At 69.0% G+C, this 18,781-nt stretch carries 18 protein-coding genes; 6 read left to right on the top strand and 12 right to left on the bottom strand.

What is annotated here, in order from left to right; translation table 11 throughout:
* Nucleotides 1–11 precede the first annotated feature (11 nt).
* The 3 genes from VA599_RS09365 to lptM all read right to left on the bottom strand — a co-directional run bounded on the left by VA599_RS09365 (nt 12) and on the right by lptM (nt 1,848).
* Nucleotides 12–377 (bottom strand): hypothetical protein, encoded by a 366-nt coding sequence (locus VA599_RS09365; protein WP_104945913.1) that lies wholly within the window; start codon nt 375–377, stop codon nt 12–14.
* Nucleotides 378–493: 116 nt separating this feature from the next.
* Nucleotides 494–1,588 (bottom strand): pyridoxal phosphate-dependent aminotransferase, encoded by a 1,095-nt coding sequence (locus tag VA599_RS09360; protein ID WP_346788365.1) that lies wholly within the window; start codon nt 1,586–1,588, stop codon nt 494–496.
* A gap of 92 nt (nt 1,589–1,680) precedes the next feature.
* Nucleotides 1,681–1,848: an LPS translocon maturation chaperone LptM gene (gene lptM / locus VA599_RS09355; protein WP_158677474.1), complete on the bottom strand. Its 168-nt coding sequence runs from the start codon at nt 1,846–1,848 to the stop codon at nt 1,681–1,683.
* Between the two features lie 86 nt (nt 1,849–1,934).
* On the opposite strand from lptM, the gene cyaY reads away from it, so the two are divergent.
* A complete protein-coding gene (cyaY, locus tag VA599_RS09350) occupies nt 1,935–2,255 on the top strand; it encodes an iron donor protein CyaY (protein WP_031295520.1) in 321 nt (106 codons plus the stop codon).
* A gap of 3 nt (nt 2,256–2,258) precedes the next feature.
* On the opposite strand, the gene VA599_RS09345 is transcribed toward cyaY, so the two are convergent.
* A complete protein-coding gene (locus VA599_RS09345; protein WP_346788364.1) occupies nt 2,259–3,056 on the bottom strand; it encodes a sulfite exporter TauE/SafE family protein in 798 nt (265 codons plus the stop codon).
* Nucleotides 3,057–3,159: 103 nt separating this feature from the next.
* Here VA599_RS09345 and VA599_RS09340 point away from each other — a divergent pair, with 103 nt between their 5' ends.
* Nucleotides 3,160–4,020, top strand: a complete 861-nt coding sequence (locus VA599_RS09340) for an MBL fold metallo-hydrolase (RefSeq protein ID WP_346788362.1) — start codon at nt 3,160–3,162, stop codon at nt 4,018–4,020.
* On the opposite strand, the gene VA599_RS09335 is transcribed toward VA599_RS09340, so the two are convergent.
* A complete protein-coding gene (locus VA599_RS09335; protein WP_346788361.1) occupies nt 3,990–4,655 on the bottom strand; it encodes a tetratricopeptide repeat protein in 666 nt (221 codons plus the stop codon). The genes VA599_RS09340 and VA599_RS09335 overlap by 31 nt on opposite strands.
* Before the next feature lie 131 nt (nt 4,656–4,786).
* Here VA599_RS09335 and cysE point away from each other — a divergent pair, with 131 nt between their 5' ends.
* From cysE to VA599_RS09320, 3 genes are all read left to right on the top strand, one after another.
* Nucleotides 4,787–5,569, top strand: a complete 783-nt coding sequence (gene cysE, locus VA599_RS09330) for a serine O-acetyltransferase (protein ID WP_021478888.1) — start codon at nt 4,787–4,789, stop codon at nt 5,567–5,569.
* 267 nt (nt 5,570–5,836) lie between these two features.
* Nucleotides 5,837–6,679, top strand: coding sequence for an isopenicillin N synthase family dioxygenase (locus tag VA599_RS09325; RefSeq protein WP_021478887.1), 843 nt, complete (start codon nt 5,837–5,839; stop codon nt 6,677–6,679).
* Between the two features lie 167 nt (nt 6,680–6,846).
* A complete protein-coding gene (locus tag VA599_RS09320; protein ID WP_346788360.1) occupies nt 6,847–8,388 on the top strand; it encodes a sensor domain-containing diguanylate cyclase in 1,542 nt (513 codons plus the stop codon).
* Here the strand turns inward: VA599_RS09320 and VA599_RS09315 are convergent.
* From VA599_RS09315 to hemC, 7 genes are all read right to left on the bottom strand, one after another.
* Nucleotides 8,385–8,819, bottom strand: coding sequence for a MarR family winged helix-turn-helix transcriptional regulator (locus tag VA599_RS09315; RefSeq protein ID WP_346788359.1), 435 nt, complete (start codon nt 8,817–8,819; stop codon nt 8,385–8,387). The two genes, VA599_RS09320 and VA599_RS09315, sit on opposite strands and share 4 nt — an antisense overlap.
* Nucleotides 8,812–10,392, bottom strand: coding sequence for an MDR family MFS transporter (locus VA599_RS09310; protein ID WP_346788358.1), 1,581 nt, complete (start codon nt 10,390–10,392; stop codon nt 8,812–8,814). The genes VA599_RS09315 and VA599_RS09310 overlap by 8 nt, the downstream gene beginning before the upstream one ends.
* Before the next feature lie 136 nt (nt 10,393–10,528).
* A complete protein-coding gene (gcvA, locus tag VA599_RS09305; protein WP_021478883.1) occupies nt 10,529–11,449 on the bottom strand; it encodes a transcriptional regulator GcvA in 921 nt (306 codons plus the stop codon).
* 369 nt (nt 11,450–11,818) lie between these two features.
* Nucleotides 11,819–13,027 (bottom strand): heme biosynthesis protein HemY, encoded by a 1,209-nt coding sequence (locus VA599_RS09300; protein WP_346788357.1) that lies wholly within the window; start codon nt 13,025–13,027, stop codon nt 11,819–11,821.
* 3 nt (nt 13,028–13,030) lie between these two features.
* Nucleotides 13,031–14,068 carry a uroporphyrinogen-III C-methyltransferase gene (locus tag VA599_RS09295; protein ID WP_021478881.1) on the bottom strand — a complete coding sequence of 346 codons (1,038 nt, stop codon included), beginning with the start codon at nt 14,066–14,068 and terminating at the stop codon, nt 13,031–13,033.
* Nucleotides 14,065–14,796: a uroporphyrinogen-III synthase gene (locus VA599_RS09290; protein WP_346788356.1), complete on the bottom strand. Its 732-nt coding sequence runs from the start codon at nt 14,794–14,796 to the stop codon at nt 14,065–14,067. Before VA599_RS09290 ends, VA599_RS09295 begins: the two co-directional genes overlap by 4 nt.
* Before the next feature lie 7 nt (nt 14,797–14,803).
* Nucleotides 14,804–15,733 (bottom strand): hydroxymethylbilane synthase, encoded by a 930-nt coding sequence (hemC, locus tag VA599_RS09285; protein ID WP_346788355.1) that lies wholly within the window; start codon nt 15,731–15,733, stop codon nt 14,804–14,806.
* A gap of 236 nt (nt 15,734–15,969) precedes the next feature.
* On the opposite strand from hemC, the gene ppc reads away from it, so the two are divergent.
* Complete coding sequence (ppc, locus tag VA599_RS09280; protein ID WP_346788353.1) at nt 15,970–18,666, top strand: phosphoenolpyruvate carboxylase; 2,697 nt, start codon at nt 15,970–15,972, stop codon at nt 18,664–18,666.
* The last annotated feature ends 115 nt before the right edge of the window (nt 18,667–18,781 follow it).

Raw genomic sequence — 18,781 nt, 5'->3', positions numbered from 1 at the left:
GCCCGCGACTCTCAGCGGATCTCGATGTCCGCCAGGTGGTAAGTGCCGGTGCGGCTCTCCTGGCAGAACACCCTGGCCTCCACGGTGACGGTCCGTCCCCGGTAGCGCGCCATTCCCTCCTGATTCAAGGCCAGCCGGCCCAGCGTCTGCCCGCCGCAGGCCGCGCCGTCATTGAGCCGCAGCGGGCGGCGCAGCCTCAGATAATGGGCGCGGAACAGCGTGCCCTCGGTCTTGCTGCCGGTGGAAATCGGCCCGGTCACGGTGCCGCGCAGCGTGAGGCGGGTTTCGCCGTCGGCGCGCACCGGCATGGCGGCGGCGGCATGGCAGTTGGCCAGCAGGCACAGGCTGGCGATCAGGCGGGTGCGATGATGTGTCATGGTTCTCTTGGCGGAACGTGGGGGCGGCTCGCCAGGCCGCAAAAAACAAGCGATGGGTTTTACTACCCCACCGCTTATGTCATCGGCGTTTCCGCCTGTCAATGTAACTATGCCCGTCAGCGGCCGGCCAAGCCCTCCAGCACCTTGCTGGACAAAGCCTGCGGCTGGGCGGTGACGCGCAGCAGATGGCGCAGCGCGGGGTGCGGCGGCCTGTGCACGGCGATGCCTTCCGTCAGCATCTGGCGCTGGATGGCCTCCGACTGCGCGGCGTTGGGATAGACGACGCTGACGAAATTGGTGTGCGAGGGCAGCACGGTCAGATCGCGCTCGCGCAGCGCGTCGGCCAGCTTGTCGCGCAGCAGCACCGTGGCCTGCACCAGCTGGCTGGCGTAGTCCGGCGCGTCCAGCACCGTCGCCGCCGCGTGCTGGGCGATGCCCGACAGCGCGTACTGCGGCCGGATCTGATCAGCCTTGGCGATGATGTCCGCCGGCGCCAGCGCGAAACCCACGCGCAAACCGGCCAGGGCGTAGGCCTTGGACAGCGTGCGCAGCCGCAGCGTGTTGGGCAGCACGCCGGAGGGCGGGGCGTCCTCCGGCAGGGTACAGAAATCGATATACGCTTCGTCCAGGATCAGCAGCGTCTGCGACGGCAGCTGCTGGCGCAGCGCCTGAATGTCGGCCGCCGACCAATAATGGCCGGTGGGATTGTCGGGATTGGCCAGGTAGACCACCACCGCGCGCTCGGCCTGCGCCACGTCGCACAGGCGCGCCAGATCGGGCCGCAGGCCCACGCCCTGCGCCTGGTAGGGCACTTCCAGAATGCGGGCGCCGACGCCCTCGGCGAAATAGCGGAAGGCCGGATAGGTGCCGGCGCTGCACACCACCGCGTCGCCGGCGTTGCAGCGCAGCCGCAGCGCCAGCAGGATCAGGCTGTCGGCGCCGCAATCGAACAGCACCTGGCTGCTCTCCAATCCCAGCCGCTGCGACACCCGCTCGCGCAGCGCCAGCGCGTAAGGGTCCGGATACAGCCGGGCCAGCTCGGCCAGCGCCTCGCCCCACTGTTCCAGCAACGGCGAAGCCGGCTTCACCATGCTCTCGTTGGCGCCCAGCCGGCTGACCACCTTGCGGCCCAGCGCGGCCTCCAGCTTGGCGATGCCGGGAAACGGGTTGACGATGGTATGGTGTTCCAGATGACGCGCGTAATGGGGCATGGCGGCTCCTATTCCCGGGAAACGACGGCCCATTCTAGGCGAAGCCCCGGTCAGACAAGCGATTGCTTGGAAATATCCTTATGTCGCCGCGATCAACGGGAAGCCGAAGCGTCCGCCTTCGGCGCGGAAGCGTCGGGCTTGACGGCATGGGCGGCCGGCGGCGGCGCCTTCTTGGGCTGCTGCGGCAACACCAGCGGGCCTTTGTAGCCGCAAGCGGCCAGGATCAGGGTCAAACTTGCGCAAGCGAGCAGGGTACGCATACTGATGGCAATCCGATATGGCAAAATCGACATACTAGCAAAACCTTGCCGGGCGGTGTTGCCGCCGCCGGCGCCATCAGGGAAACATCATGACTGAAAGCGAATTCCTGCAACTGAGCGACGACATCTTCGACCGCATCGAACAGTCGATAGACCAACACGGACTGGACGCCGACACGCTGCGCCAGGGCAATGTGCTGGAGATCGAGTTCGACAGCGGCGACAAGGTGATCGTCAACCGCCACGCCGCCAATCAGGAAATGTGGATCGCCGCCAAGAGCGGCGGCTACCACTTCTCGCGCCGCGGCGAAGACTGGATCGCCAGCCGCGACGGCGCGGAATTCTACGCGACGCTGGCCGAAGCCATCCGCGCCGGCAGCGGCGAAGCGTTCGACTTCGCGGACTGAGCCTCAGCCGGCGACGGCATGACGCAGCATCGCCACCGCCACGCCGGCAGCCAGGATCGCGAAGCCGCGCGACACCTGCCGCTGCGCCAGCCGCCGTATCAGCCAACGGCCGGCCGCCATGCCGGCCAGCGCGGCGGCGACGAAGGCCAGCGTGGGCAGCGCCGGCGGCCTCGCCCCGTGCCAATAGGCGGCCAGCGCGCTGCCGCCGCCGACCAGCGCGATCACCAGCAGCGAGGTGGCGACGATGGCGTGCATGCCCAGGTCGCTGAGCCGGCGCAGCGCCGGTACGATGACGAAGCCGCCGCCGACGCCCAGCAGGCCGGTCAGGAACCCGGTGAACGCGCCGACGCCGGCCAGCGCGGCGATGCTGGCCGGCCGCCACGCCAGGCGGCCGGTTTCCGGCCTCACCCGGCACAAGGCTCCGCACCCGTCCCGCGCCTCCGGCCCGTCTCCCGCGCCGAACCAGGCGCGCCAGGCGACGATCAGCAACACCAGCGCGAAACCCGCCGCCAGCCAAGCGGCCGGCAACAGATACGCCGCCCGCACGCCCAGCGCCGAACCCGGCAGGCCGCACAGCGCCATCAGCGCGGCGGCGCGGTAACGCACCTCGCCCCGCCGCCAGCCCTCCCAGGCGCCCAGCGCCGCGCCGGCCGCCACGGCCAGTAGCGCCACCGGCGCCGCCTGCCCCACACTCCAGCCCTGGGACGCCATCAACGCCGGCACCGCCAGGATGCCGCCGCCGGCACCGGTCAGGCCCAATACCGCACCCACCAGCGCGCCCAGCAATAAGGTCAGCGGCATGGCAGTCTGAGTCGTAAAATCGTCACAATGAAATTTCTAAAAGAAATATGCTTATAACAGTATATTATTTCAGCCGGCCAGCGCGCCATGCCCGGAGGACAAGATGACCGCCCAGATCGCCAGCTTCTTCGACGCCGCCACCGGCACCGTCAGCCACATCGTCTACGACCGCCCCGGCGGCTGCGCCGCGGCGATCGATCCGGTGCTGGACTTTGATTTCCGCTCCGGCCGCACCTCGCGCGCGTCGGCCGACCGGCTGCTGGCCTTCCTGGCCGAACAGCGGCTGACGCTGCAATGGATACTGGAAACCCACGCCCACGCCGACCACCTGTCCGCGGCCCCCTATCTGAAGCGGCAGGCCGGCGGCCGCATCGCCATCGGCGCGCGCATCGTCGAGGTGCAGGCCATTTTCGGCCGCGTGTTCAATCTGGAGCCGGCCTTCCGCAGCGACGGCTCCCAGTTCGACCATCTGTTCCAGGACGGCGAGACCTTCCGCATCGGCGAGCTTGAGGCGGCCGTGATCGCGCTGCCCGGCCATACGCCGGCCGACGTCGGCTACCAGGTGGGAGACACGGTCTTCGTCGGCGACACGCTGTTCATGCCTGACGTGGGCACCGCCCGCTGCGACTTTCCCGGCGGCGATCCCGCCCAGCTGTACCGCTCCATCCGCAAGCTCTTGGCGCTGCCGGACGCCACCCGGCTGCTGCTGTGCCACGACTATCCGCCGCCAGGCCGCGAACCAGCCTGGTGCGCGACGGTGGCCGAGCAGCGCCGCGCCAATCTGCACGCGCGCGACGGCGTGGACGAAGCGGCCTTTGTCGAGATGCGCAAAGCGCGCGACGCGACGCTGGCCATGCCGCAGTTGCTGCTGCCGGCGGTGCAGGTCAACATCCGCGCCGGCATGCCGCCGCCAGCCGACGACAACGGCGTCCGCTACCTGAGGCTGCCACTGGACGCGTTCTGAGCGCGGCGGGCGCTTTCGCGCTTCGCCAGATCCAGCGCCTTGGCGCGCGCGGCCGCGTCGCCCTGCGCGCCGGCCCGGGCGTACCAGCGTATCGCCGCCGGAATGTCCCGCTTCACGCCTTGGCCATGCTCGTACATGCTGGCGATCAGATACTGCGCGCCGGCATCGCCCTGCTTGGCCGCCTCCTCGTACCAGTAGGCGGCCAGACGGTCGTCCTGCGGCGCGCCGCGGCCGAGGAAATATTGGGTGGCGAGGTCGATCTGCGCCGGCAGATAACCCTGGCGCGCCGCCAGCGCGAACCAGCGCGTGGCCTCGGCCAGCGACTTGGGCAGGCCATCGCCGCGTTCGGCCAGCAAGCCCAGCGCATGCTGCGCCCGGTCCAGCCCCTGCTCCGCCGAGCGCTTCAGCCAATACACCGCCCGCGCCTTGTCCACCGCGCCGGCCTCGCCCTTCCAGTCCATCATCGCCAAGTCGAAGGCCGCCACCCGGTCGCCGCGCTCCGCCGCCTGCCAAAAGGCGATGCGGGCGGCGGCCAGATGGCCGGCCTGGTATTCGCTCCAGCCCGGCACCTCCGGCTCGGCCGCGTTCGCGCCCCATGCCGCCAGCAGCAGCGCCAGCATCATTACCGATCTCATAAGCGTTCTCCCCATCCATGCCGGTTGGTCGCCGCATGGCGCGAATCCTGACGCCGCTTCGCCTTGGGCTGACGGCGCGGACCGCGGCAGGCTACAATATTTCGACTAGATGTCATTATCCGGAGTCCCCGATGAGTTCCACCCTGGTTGATCCGCTGTGGTCGGCCATCCGCGACGAAACGCTGGCGGCGGTCAACGACGAACCGCTGCTGGCCAGTTTCCTGCACATGACCGTTCTGCGCCACGCCACGCTGGAAGACGTGCTGGCCTTCCACCTGTCCACCAAGCTCGCCAGCCCGGTGATGGATCCGCGCGCGCTGCAGGAGCTGTTCCGCGAGGCCTTCCAGGCCGATCCGGCGATCAGCGCCGCGCTGCGCGCCGACATCCGCGCCTGTTTCGAGCGCGACCCCGCCTGCGACCGCTACTCCACGCCGCTGCTGTATTTCAAGGGCTTCCACGCGATCCAGAGCCAGCGCGTCACCCATTGGCTGTGGCAGCAAGGCCGGACCACGCTGGCGCTGTTCCTGCAGAACCGCATCTCCGAGGTGACCGGGGCCGACATCCATCCCGCCGCGCGCGTCGGCCAGGGCGTGATGCTGGACCACGGCACCGGGCTGGTGGTCGGCGAAACCGCCGTCATCGGCAATAACGTGTCCATCCTGCATGGCGTCACCCTGGGCGGCTCCGGCAAGGAACGCGGCGACCGCCATCCCAAGATAGGCGATGGCGTGATGCTGGGCGCGGGCGCCGCGGTGCTGGGCAATATCCGCGTCGGCGAATGCGCGAAAGTGGGCGCCGGCAGCGTGGTGCTGGAAGACGTGCCGCCGCACGCGACGGTGGCCGGCGTGCCGGCCCGCATCGTGGCCCAGGCCTGTCCGGGCACCCCGGCGCTGGACATGGACCAGCGGGTATAAACGCCAGCATTCTGTAATTAAAGTACACCGGGGCCTGCGCCCCGGCGCCGCCGGACAACCCGCCCTATCCAGCCGACGCCTCCTGAAGCCGGACCCGCGGCATCTCGCTTGCGGCCTTGCGCGGCAAGGTCACCGCTGTTTTGGTAGTTTTCCAACAGTACAGATGCCAACGGCTTGGCGCTGTGTAGCTTAGCCGCTACAATGCGCGCGGCCGGCGACCGCCCCGATATTGCATGGCGGCGCCGGGTTCATCAGGAAAACCACCCCATGAACGTCAGAGTTGTCGACTACCGCGCCCCGGACGCCGCGGAGCAGTTCACCCGTTCCCTGCACGAAACCGGCTTCGGCGTGCTGACCAACCACCCGATCCCGCAAGACCTGGTTGAAAAGATCTACGCCGACTGGCTGGGCTTTTTCAACAGCGAAGAGAAGTTCGACTACGCCTTCTCGGTGGAAAAGCAGGACGGCTGGTTCTCGCCTGAAGTGTCGGAAACCGCCAAGGGCGCCACGCTCAAGGACATCAAGGAATACTTCCACATCTACCCATGGGGCCGCGCGCCGGCCCAGCTCAAGGCCGACGCCGACCGCTACTACGGCATCGCCAACCAGCTGGCGCAAGAGCTGCTGTCCTGGGTGCAGCAATACAGCCCGGCCGACATCGCCGCCAACTACCGCGAACCGCTGTCCCACATGATCCAGGACAGCCAGCAGACGCTGTTGCGCGTGCTGCGCTACCCGCCGCTGACCGGCGACGAACCAGCCGGCTCGCTGCGCGCCGCCGCGCACGGCGACATCAACCTGCTGACCATCCTGCCCGCCGCCAACGAGCCGGGCCTGCAAGTGCAAGACAAGAACGGCGAGTGGCTGGACGTGCCCTGCGACTTCGGCACCCTGGTGGTCAACATCGGCGACATGCTGCAGGAAGCGTCGGCCGGCTACTACCCGTCCACCCAGCACCGCGTGGTCAATCCCATCGGCGAAGGCGCGAAGAAAAGCCGCATCTCGCTGCCGCTGTTCCTGCATCCGCGCCCGGACGTGATCCTGTCCGACCGCTACACCGCCGGCGCCTATCTGGACGAGCGCCTGCGCGAGCTCGGCGTGAAAATGTAAGCCGCCCATCCGCCATTCCAGACGGCCGCGGCCCCGCTGCGGCCGTTTTTTTATTCCCTTCTTCCGCCTCGCGGCTGCGCCGCCGCCATTCGCAAACTACGATAAAAATTAAGAAGAGCACGCTGCGGCGGCCACGTCGCTCCGCAGCCATCGGTAGAAGGGAATCTATGCGCGGCACTCTCACGCGCCCTCCGGCTGTCCCGGACTGGCTGCCCAATGTTCTGGTGGCGCTGCTGTATTGCGCGGCGGCGTGGCTGGGCGACCGCTTTTTGATGCTGGAACTCGGCATGGACACCGTGCTGTGGCCGCAGCCCGCGCTGGCGCTGGCCGCCCTGCTGCTGCGAGGCCGGCGGGTATGGCCGGGCGTGCTGCTGGGCGCGCTGCTGGCGGAGGGCTGGCGCTGGTCGGGCCAGACCGCCGGCCTGAACTGGCTGCTGCCGGCGCTGGGCATCGCCGCCGGCGTGCTGGCGCAGACGCTGGCCGGCGCCTGGCTGGTGCGCCGCCATCTCGGCGCCGGCAATCCGCTGGGCAGCTTCGGCCATTGCCTGCTGTTCTGCCTGATCGTGGCGGCGTCCGCGCTGCTGGGCACGCTGATCGCCATCGCCTCCGCCTATCTGGGCCAACTGGTGCCGCAAAAAATGCTGCTGGCGCAAGGCTGCCTGTGGTGGCTGTGCAATGCCAGCGGCACGCTGCTGTTCGGCAGCCTGCTGCTCAATCTCTACTACCACGGCTGGCCCAGGCTGGGCCGCGAAGCCTGGTACGAGATGCTGGCCTACTTCGGCACGGTGGCGCTGCTGACCGCCAGCATCTTCATCTGGTGGCACCCCACCATGGACACCACTTATCCGCTGGACATGCTGGTGCTGCCGCTGGTGGCCTGGGCGGCGTTCCGCTTCAGCCCGCGGGAGGTGGCGCTGGCGCTGCTGCTGATCACCCTGCTGGCGCTATGGGGCACCCGCCACGGCGGCGGCCCCTATCTGGGCTTTTCCGCCTACAGCACCTTGATCATCCTGCAGACCTATATCGGCATCCTGACCGTGGTGGCGCTGTGCGTCGCCGCGCTGATGAGCGAGCAGCGCCATATCAAGCAGGAACTGGGGCGGCAGCAGGAACAGCTGGAGCAGCAGGTGCGCATCCGCACGCTGGCGCTGGAGCAATCGCATGCCGAGGTGCTGGCGCTGTCGCGGGTGGATTCAGTGACCGGCATCGCCAACCGCCGCTGCTTCGAGGAAAGCCTGGACGGCGAATGGCGGCGAGCGCGGCGGCTGGGCGCGCCGCTGGGCATGCTGATGATAGACATCGACTACTTTAAGCTCTACAACGACCACTACGGCCACGTCAGCGGCGATTACTGCCTGCGCGAGGTGGCGCAGGCGATACGCGGCAGCGTGCGCCGCCCGCAGGACCTGGTGGCGCGCTACGGCGGCGAGGAGATCATCTGCCTGTTGCCGGACACCGGCGCCGACGGCGTAGCCGTCGTCGGCGAGGCGGTGCTGGAGGCGGTGCGCGAATTGCAGCTGCCGCACGCCGGCTCGTCGGTGGCCAGCATCGTCACCATCAGCATCGGCGGCGCCACCGTGCATCCGCGCGAGGTGGTGGACAGCCGCCAGCTGATCGAGGCCGCCGACCGCGAGCTCTACCGCGCCAAGCAGCAGGGCCGCAACCGGCTGGTGATCGCTGGACGCGACGAGGCGACGGCCGGCCGCTAGCGCGCGGCGGCGGCCATGCCGCGGAACCGTTCCTCAAGCAAGCGCAGCACCCGCAACGTCGCCGCCAGTTCCTCAGCGTCGATGCCGTTCAAGGCCTGGTCGAAAAACGCCTGCCTCTGCGGGGCCGCCGCGCGCAGCAGCGCCGCGCCGGCCTCGTCCAGCGTCACCAGCGTCTGGCGGTTGTCGGCCGGATCGGTATCCCGCCGCACCAGCTTCTCGGCCTCCATCGGCTTCAACTGCCGCGTCAGCGCGCCGGGGTCCATCTGCAGGTGGCAGGCCAGCCGCTTCTGGCTGGCGGTGCCCAGATCGTCCAGCGCCTTCAGGATGCGCCAGCGCGGCAGCGCCTCGCCGACCCGGCCCTCAAAGGCGCTGTACATCGCGCGGCTGCTGCGGCCCAGCTGCTGCAGCAGATTGGGGGGATGCTCATTCATGCCGCAGCTCCTGTTCCGGGACCGCGCTGTCCAGCCTCACCGCCGGCACCTTGCGCACCAGCCACAGGCCCAGCAGCAACCCTAGCGCCACCAGCCACTGGCTGTAATGGATGGCGTCCACCAGCAATTCGCGGCTGGCGGCCAGCAAGCCGTCGGCGCCGGCCGCCGCGTGGCGGAACTGCTCCAGGCTGTCGGCGTTCAGCAGGGTCTGCGGATCGGCCAGCCAGGACCGCCAGCTCTCGCCGTGGCGCGCGGTCAGCATCGCCTCCACGCTCTGCCGGAAGCTGTGGCTGACCACCGCGCCCATCACCGCCGTGCCCAGCATGCCGCCCACCATCCGCGTCGACTGCAGCATCGCGGTGGACACCCCTAGCTGCTGGCGCGGCGCCAGTTGCTGGACGAAGATGGTCAGGTTAGGCATCAGCAGGCCCAGACCCAGCCCGCCCATCATCATGTTGGCGAAAATCAACGCGTGCGGCGTGGACGGCGAAGTGCGCGCCAACAGCGCAGCAGTGGCCGCGAACATCAATAGCCCCAGGCCCAGCAGCCGCGTCGGATGCTTCATCCGCTGCACGATGCGGCCGTTGAGCATGCTGCCGATGGTGATGAACACCACCAGCGGCGTCACCAGCAGGCCGGCCTGGTTGGGCGACAAGCCGAAGCCGGCCTGGAACATCAAGGGCGCGTAATACATCACCGCGAACATGCCGAAACCCATCAGCAAGGACAGCCCGAACAGCGGCGCCAGGCCCTTGTGCGACAGCATGCTGGGCGGCAGCAGCGGATTGGGGCTGCGCTTTTCCCACCAGACCAGCGCCGCCAGCGCGGCGACGCTCAATCCCGCCAGCGCGGTTAGCAGCAGCGGCGATTTGTGCTGCGGCAGCCACTCCACCGTCAGCTGCAGCGAGCCGAGGAACAGCGCGATCAGCACCGCGCCCTGCCAGTCCAGCCGCGACGGCGGCCGCTCGTCGTGGCGGATCACCGGCAGGAAGCGCCAGACCAGCCACAGGCTGACCACGCCGACCGGCAAATTGACGAAGAACACCCAGCGCCAGCCCAGGTACTCGGTGAGAAAACCGCCCAGCGACGGCCCGATGGCGTTGGCCAGGCCGAAGGACGCCGACAGCATCACCTGCCAGCGCAGCCGCTCGCGGGTATGGGGAAACAGATCCGGCACGCAGGCGAAAGTGGTGGCCACCAGCATGCCGCCGCCGACGCCCTGCAAGGCGCGCGCCAGCACCAGCTGCAGCATGTCCTGGGCCAGCCCGCACAGCATGGAGGCGGCGGTGAACAGCACGATGGCGGTCAGCACGAAAGGCTTGCGGCCATGGTCGTCGCCCAGCTTGCCGAAGACGGGGACGGTGATCACCGACGTCAGCAGATAGGAGGTGCCGACCCAGGCGTACAGCGCGAAACCATGCAGGTCGGCCACCACGGTGGGCATCGCGGTGCCGACCACGGTCTGGTCCAGCGCCACCATGATCAACACGCAGCACAGGCCCAGCATCGCCATCAGCCGCTGGCGGAAGTCCAGACCGGCGGCCAGACCGGCTGGAGAGGAAGGAGCGTTCATGATTGATAAGGCAATAGTTGCTATGTCAATCATTATGCGGAACGCCGGACCGGCGCGCCACGCCCCAGCGGTTAACAAATGTTGGCGGAAAAGGGGAAGGCCGCCGCGGGGAAGCGGCGGCGGACGCCGGCGCCGCTCAATAGCCCTGGCGCGCCAGCCAGCTGGCTTCCTCGCTGTTGGCGACGGTGTGCACCAGCCAGTCGCGGAAGGCCCGCACCTTGGGCAGCTCGGCCAGCTCGTGCGGATAGACCAGGTAGTAAGCCCACTCGGTTTCCAGCACGGTGTCGAACGGGATCACCAGCCGGCCGCTGTCCAGGTCCTGGGTGACCATCGACGCCTGGGCCAGCGTCACGCCCATGCCGGCCACTGCGGCGTGCAGCGCGTATTCCAGCGCGTCGAAGGTGACGCCGCTCTCCGGGTTGACGCCGGACACGCCGGCCAGCGTCAGCCAGCGCTTCCAGGTGTTCTGGTCGCGCCACGGGTGCAGCAGCGTGTGGTGCCTCAGGTCGTCCGGCACGTGCAGCGGGTGCTTGCCGGCCAGCAGGCTGGGCGAGCACACCGGGATCAGCTTTTCGCGGCAGATGCATTCCAGCCGGAGATCGGCCGCCGCCTCCGGGCTGGACAGGCCCACTACCGCCAGATCGTATTCGGCGCGGTTGAACGGCTTGTTGTGTATCAGCTGGGTCAGCAAGTGCAGCGTGTACTCCGGGTGCCGCGCCTGGAAGTCGGCCAGATTGGGCAGCACCCAGCGCATCGCCGGCGTCGGCGGCATCCGCACCCGCAGATCGCTCTGGCGCAGGCGCAGCGCCTCGCTGGCCTCGTTCAACAGCTGGAACGCCTCGCGCGCCGGCTTCACCAGCGCCTCGCCTTCGGCGGTCAGCGCCAAGCCGCGCGCCTGGCGGGTGAAAAGCGTGGCGCCGTAATACTCTTCCAAGGTCTGGACGTGGCGGCTGATCGCGCCCTGGGTGAGGCTGAGCGCGGCGGCGGCGCGGGTGAACGACAGGTGCTCGGCAGCGACGACGAACACGCGCAGGGCATTCAGCGGAGGCAGCTTCATGCTGTTACATGCCTTTTCTTCATAGTTTTCATGAGATTAACTGCTTTGTGCAAACCGCCGCCTCCACGTATGCTGGTGGACATTGTCGCGGACGGTACCATCGCGGCGAAAGCAAGCGCCATGCATAGGTCTGAGGTCAGCCATGCATAATGGTTGATTCTGGCACAGCTTTCGTCGTTCGGCATCCTTATTGTCAGACAGGATACCGCCCGCGCTCTCGTATCGATTGATTGTCTGCCAGTCCACGTTGGCATGCACGGGCCCCTCGGGGTCCGATTTTTTTTGCCCGCCGCCGGCGCGCGGCCAAGAAAAATGCCGCCGGCCGAAATGGCGGGCGGCATCGCGGACGGCGAGCTTGGCCGGCTGCGCTCAGCAGCCCTGGCTCAGCGCCAGCTCCAGGCTCTTCTGGTAATGCAGCTGCGAAGCCTCTTCCTTGCCGGTGGCCTCAAACAGCCGCGCCAGCTCGGCGTGCGCGCACAGCGTGGGCTGGATCGACACGCTGGCCTCCAGATAGCTCTGCGCCTTGCCCCACAGCTGCTGCGCCTGCGCCAGACGGCCCAGCGCCAGCAACAGCCAGTGGTCGCGCGGGCGCAGCTTCAGCCAGTTTTCGGCGTCCTTCAGCAGCGCCAGCCGCTTTTCCACGCTGAGGTGGGCAGCCAGCTGGCCCAGTTCGCGCGCCAGTTCCGGCAGCTCCATTTCGTCGCTGGACAGCGCGCCGGCCAGCAGCGTGGCGGCGTAGTCGTATTCCTGCAAGCGAATCAGGTGGGACACCACCTGCTGCAGCAGTTGCGGATTGCCGCGCTCGGCGTCGGGGATGCGGCGCAGCCAGTCGCGCACTTCGCGCTCGGACAACAGCCCGGACAGCTGCTGCTGGTAGGCGGCCAGCCGGTAGCGGCGCGCCTGCTCCGGCTCCAGCGCGTCGGCCTTCAGCAGTTTTTCGGTCAGCAGCAGGATGGCTTCCGGCTGCTTCTGCAGCAGGCGCACCTTCAGCTCCAGCCGCAGCGCGTTGGTCAGATTGGGCGACAGCGCGCGGGCTCGCTCGATGGCGGCCAGCGCGCCCAGCGCGTCCTTGTCCTCCAGCCTCAGCTCGGCGTCCAGCATGTGGCGCGCCAGTTGCAGCCGCGCCGGCAGCTGGTCCAGCTGGTTCAGGTATTCGTCGCGCTTGCCGCCGTCGCCGGCGGAGCCGGCCGCGCGGGCGGCGATCAGCAGCGCCAGCGCGCGGTTCTCGGCCGAGTATTCGTCGGGCAACGATTTGGACGCCTCGCGCTCGGCCTTCTGGAAACGGCCCTCGAAGAAGGCGATGCCGGCCTCGCGCAGTGCGTGGCGGGCGGCTTTCAGCTTCTTCTGGCGCTGGAAGCGCTGCACCTGGCGCGGCAGATCGGCGGCCAGCGCGATCAGCCGCAGCGCGATGTGGGTGACGACGATCAGCGCCACCACCAGCACGATCATCAGATTGAACGACACTTCCATCCGGTAAGGCGGCAGAAACAGGATGGCGTAGCCGGTATTCAGGGTGGAGGCCAGCCCCACCAGCACGGCCAATGCGAACAGGCCGGTTATCCACAATGCGAATCTCACCGTTTACTCCCCGCTGTTGCCTTGGGCGTCGCGCACAGCCTTCAGGCTAGCGCTCATGTCAGGCAGGCTGATGTCCAGGGGCGCGCCTTCCAGCTCGCCCAGCGTCGCCAGCCACTGCGAGGAGGCGGCCGCGTCGCGGTCGAAATAACGCTGCACGTAGCTGCGCGCGGCGGCGATGTCGGCGGCGTAGGTCTTGCCGTCGCGCTGCATCAGCGCCAGGCGCGCATCCAGCAAGCGCATCTTCAGGTTCTCGCGCAGGAAGAAGGCCTGCTCCGGCGACAGCAGCAGCGCCTCAGGCTTGTCCATGCGGCGGATGTGGATCAGCTCGCCCAGGCTGCCGCTGATCTCGGCGGACAGCCGCTCCCACCACGGGGCATCCGCCGCCGGCTGCGCCGGCTTGCCCGGCTGCGCGCCGCCCAGGCGGTGCGAATCCACCACCAGTGGCAGCGAATCCACGCTCAGCATCAGCCGGTCGATCTTGACGGTCAGGCCGACGGTGTCGAGATAGGGCAGCGCCTTCAGTTTTTCCAGATCGGTGGCCACGGCCTTCTTCACCCCGATCAGCTGCGGGCGGTCGAACTTGGCCAGCCGCGCGTCCACCATCTCCAGCGCGGAGACGGCGGCGCTGACGTTGCCTGCCAGCTGCAACTGCTGGCTGGCGATGGCGAGCGTGTGCTCGATCTCGGACAGCAGCCAGTCGGTGCGGTTCTTGGTCAGTTCCTGGTACATGCCGTTCAGCGTCGCGTACTGGCCGGCGGCCTCGTTGACGCGCGCCTCCACCAGCGCCAGCTTGCCGTCGGTGGCGCGGGCGGCCAGCATCGCCTGCTCGGCGATGGCGCGCTGCTCCTTGCCGGCGCCGCTGCCTTCGGCCAGACGGCGCGCCAGTTCCTGGCGCATCGAATCCAGCTGCTGCTGGGTGGTGTAGAACTGCCAGCCGGCCACCCCCAGGGCGGCGACGGCCAGCCACACGGCGAGGCCGGGGCGTTTGCGGGACGGGGCGGCCTGGGCCGGGATGGCTTCGTTGATCTGGGATTCGCTCATGGGTGACGACGGAACCATTCTTTGAGGCCGGCGACCAGTGCGGCATCGTCGGCTCGGGTTGTCACGATGCGTGTCGCGCCGAAAGCGTCCAGGCGCTCGGCGATACGCGGATGCGGCACGCAGTACAGCAGGCATTGTAGCGTTCCCATCCGGCGCGGGCCAGCCAGTCGGAACAATTGCTCTACCATTTCGCCGGAAGTGATGATGACGGCATCGGGCGGAGCGGCGTCGAACGCGGTCCAGTCCGGCGCGCCGTCGACGCGGCGATAGACCTCGGCGACCTCCACCCCGGCGCCCCGCGCGGCCAGCGTATCCGCCAGCAGCGCGCGGCCGCCCTCGCCGCGGACGATCAGCCAGCGCTGGCCGGACACGTCGGCCAGCTCCGGCAGCGCCAGCAGCGCCTCGCTGTCGCTGCCCGCGGCCGGATGCAACACCGGCAGGCCGGACAGATCGGCCAGCCGCTTCGCGCTGGCCGCGCCGACGCAGGCCAGGCGCTTGCCGGACAGATCCAGGCCCGCCAACGCCGGCCAGGCCGCGTCTATCGCGCTGGGGCTGACCCAGAACAGCGCGTCGGCCTGCGCCGCCTGCCGCGGCAGCGCGGCCAGCGCGGCGGGCAGCGGCTCGATCTCCATCAGCGGCAGATGCTCGGCCTGCCAGCCCTCGGCGCGCAGTTTCCCGAGCAGGCCGGCGCACTGCGCCAGCGGACGGGCGGCGAGTACGCGTGTCATCGCCGGCTCAGCGCGGCTCGGCCAGCACCGCGTCAATCAGCGGACGGGCGCCGGCGTCGATCAGCTTCTTCGCCACCGCGCGGCCCAGCGCTTCGGCATAGTCGGCCGGCGCGCTGGCGCTGGCGGTCAGCACCACCGAGCCGTCCGGATGGGCGACTAAGCCGCCCAGGGTCAGCGCGCCGTCGGCCAGCGTGGCGAACGCGCCCAGTGGCACCTGGCAGCTGCCGCCCAGCTCCTTGGCCAGCGCGCGCTCGGCGGCGGTACAGGCGCGGGTGTCCGGGTGGTTCAGCGGCGCCAGCAGCGCCAGCAGGTCGGCGCGGCCTTCGCGGATCTCGATGCCCAGCGCGCCCTGTCCTGCGGCGGGCAGGCTTTCCGACGGCGCGAGCTCGCCCTTGATGCGCTCGGCCAGGCCCAGGCGCTTCAGGCCGGCGGCGGCCAGGATGATGGCGTCGAACTCGCCGTCGTCCAGCTTCCTCAGCCGGGTCTGCACATTGCCCCGCAAAGGTTTCACCGCCAGTTGCGGGAAGCGGGCGCGCAGCTGGGCCTCGCGGCGCAGGCTGGAGGTGCCGACCACGCTGCCGGCCGGCAGCTCGGACAGGCTCTGGTAGCGGTTGGAGACGAAGGCGTCTCGCGGGTCTTCGCGCTCGCACACCGCGGCCAGCGCGAAGCCGTCCGGCAGCGTCATCGGCACATCCTTCAGCGAATGCACAGCCAGGTCGGCGCGGCCTTCCAGCAGCGCCTGCTCCAGCTCCTTGACGAACAGCCCCTTGCCGCCGATCTTGGACAGCGTCTTGTCCAGAATCTGGTCGCCCTGGGTGGTCATGCCCAGGATTTCCACTGTCAGATGCGGGTACAGCGCTTGCAGCCGGGCCTGGATGTGCTCGGCCTGCCACATGGCCAGCCGGCTTTCGCGGCTGGCGATGACGATCTTGTCCATGAAACCGGATCCCGATAGAGAGGGTGTAATCAGCTCAGGATTCTACCACGCTGCCGTCATGGGCTTGGCCCGGTTGTTGCTGCGACGCAGCAAGATCAAGGCAAGACGCGGAAAAATGCCGTAGCGTGTCCACTACGGCGCGGAAGCTGCTTATGATGAATGTTTGCCCGCGGCCGGTGAGGCATGGCCATGGAAGCCGTGGCCATGCCTGACAAGTCGAACACGGGAACAAGAATATGAGCGATCACGACAAGGACCTGCCCCTGCGGGCCGACCTGGCCTGTCTGGACCGGCTGCTGTCGGAAGTGGTGGGCGAACAGGAGGGCGCGGTGGTGTCCGGCGCGGTGCAGGCGATCGCGTTGCGCCGCGGCGACGAGCGCAGCCATCCGCTGCCGCAGCTGGCGCCGGAGGCGGCAGCCTCGCTGCTGCGCGCCTGCGGCCTGTACGCGCAGCTGTTCAACATCGCCGAGGACCTGCACCACAACCGCCGCCGCCGCGCCCACCAGCTGGCCGGTTCCGCGCCGCAGCAGGGCAGCCTGCCGCGCGCGCTGCAGCGGCTGCGCCAGGACGGCGTCAGCTTCCACGCGCTGCACCAGCTGCTCAGCCACGCCAGGGTAGGCGCCATCCTCACCGCCCACCCGACCGAAGTGCAGCGCCAAAGCGTGCTGGACGGCCACCGCGCGGTGCGCCGCTTCCTGTCGCAGCTGAACGCGCCGGACCTGACGCCGGAAGAACGCGAGGAGCTGGAGGCCAAGCTGAAGCGGGCCATCCTCGCCCTATGGCAAACCTCCGAGATCCGCCACTTCAAGATGACTGTGCGCGACGAAATCACCAACGGCGTCGCCTACCACCCGCTGGCCTTCTTCGAGGCGCTGCCGGCGCTGTACCGCCGGCTGGAGCGCGAGATCGGCCAGCTGTGGGGCGAGGAAGCGCGGCTGCCGTCGTTCATCCGCGTCGGCAGCTGGATAGGCGGCGACCGCGACGGCAACCCCAATGTCGACGCCGGCCTGCTGCGCCACGCGGTGACGCGCCAGTCGCAGCAGGCGTTCGAACACTATCTGCAGGAATTGAAAAGCCTGTACCGCGAGCTGTCGCTGTCGTCGCGGCTGGTCGACGCCGGCGCCGAGGTGCTGGCGCTGGCCGAGCGCTCGCCGGACCAGGCGGTCAGCCGCGGCGAAGAACCGTACCGCCGCGCGCTGGCGACGATGCAGGGCAAGCTGCGCGCCACGGCCCGGCTGCGCGGCGTCGAGCTGGCCTGCCGCTGGGACGAGCGCGCGCCCTACCGCGACCACCGCGAGCTGATCCAGGACCTAGCCAGTCTGTCCGCCTCGCTGCGCGCCCACAGCAGCGCGCTGCTGGCCGACGGCCGGCTGTCGCGGCTGATCCGCAGCGTCGATGTGTTCGGCTTCTTCCTGATGCCGCTGGACCTGCGCCAGCACGCGGCGGTGCACGAAGGCGTGGTGGCCGAGCTGTTCAGCGCCGCCGGCCTGGAGGAATACCGCGCGCTGGACGAGGCGGCGCGGGTGCGGGTGCTGACCCGCGAACTGGCGACGCCGCGGCTGCTGTTCTCGCCCTACCTGCGCTACGGCGAGCAAACCGAGAAAGAGCTGGCCATCTTCCGTGAGGCGGCGGCGATCCAGCGCGAGTTCGGCGTCGAGGCCATCGGCCAATGCATCATCTCCAACTGCGCCAGCGTCAGCGACATCCTGGCGCTGGCGCTGCTGTGCAAGGAAGCCGGCCTGATCCGCCTGGAAGACGACCTGCCGCGCGCCAGCGTCAACCTGGTGCCGCTGTTCGAAACCATCGCCGACCTGGAAAACAGCGAAACGGTGATGCGCGCGCTGTTCGCGCTGCCCTGGTACAAGCAGCTCTTGGACAGCCGCGAGCGGGTGCAGGAAGTGATGCTGGGCTATTCCGACAGCAACAAGGACGGCGGCTACCTGACCAGCCAATGGCAGCTGTGGCAAGCGGAAACGCGGCTGGTGCGGGTGTTCGCCGACGCCGGCGCGCGGCTGCAGCTGTTCCACGGCCGCGGCGGCTCGGTCGGCCGTGGCGGCGGCCCGTCGTACGAGGCCATCGTCGCCCAGCCGGCCGGCAGCGTGGCCGGCCGCATCCGCATCACCGAGCAAGGCGAGGTGATCACCGCCAAGTATTCCGATCCGGCCATCGCCGGCCGCAATCTGGAGGCGCTGGTGGCGGCGACGCTGGAGGCCAGCCTGGGCAACATTCCGGGCGGCGAGGTCGACACCGCGCTGTTCGACGAGCTGTCGGCCAGCGCCTTCTCCGCCTACCGCGCGCTAGTGGAAACGCCGGGCTTCATGCAGTACTTCCTGGAAGCGACGCCGGTGACCGCGATCGCCCGGCTCAACATCGGCAGCCGGCCGGCCTCGCGCAAGAGCCTGTCCTCCATCGGCGACCTGCGGGCGATTCCGTGGGTGTTCTCGTGGTCGCAGTCGCGGCTGATGCTGCCGGGCTGGTTCGGCGTCGGCTCGGCGGTGGCCGCCTACGTGCAGAAGCACGGCGATGCCGGCCTGGCCAAGCTGCAGCATCTGTACCGTCATTCGCCGTTCTTCCAGGTGGTGCTGTCCAATATGGAGCAGGTGCTGGCCAAGGCCGACCTGGGCATCGCCCGCCGCTTCTCCGAGCTGGTGGACGACCGCGAGCTGGCGGCGCGGCTGTTCGGCGCGATCGAGGCCGAATGGCGCAAGACCCACGACGCCTTCTTCGCCATCACCGGCCAGGCCGAGCTGTTGGAAAGCAACCCGACGCTGCGCCGCAGCCTGGAAACGCGGCTGCCCTTCCTCGACGCGCTGGGCCTGCTGCAAGCCGACTTGCTGGCCAGGCTGCGCGCCGAGCCGGACAACGAGGACACGCTGTACGCGATCCACCTGACCATCAACGGCACCTCGGCCGGCCTGCGCAACACCGGCTGAGCGTCCGCCAAGCGCGGCATCAAGCTTCCTGGCGATTCGTCTGGAGGCCCGCCGCGAACCGGCGGGTGGTTGCCGACAAAAAGAACGCGGGGCCGGCAAAACCGGCTCCGCGTCG

It is taken from the genome of Chromobacterium indicum (assembly GCF_039708975.1).
Classification (GTDB): Bacteria; Pseudomonadota; Gammaproteobacteria; order Burkholderiales; family Chromobacteriaceae; genus Chromobacterium; species Chromobacterium piscinae.
Note: the sequence above shows the minus strand (reverse complement) of the source record. Positions and strands in the feature narration are given on the sequence as shown.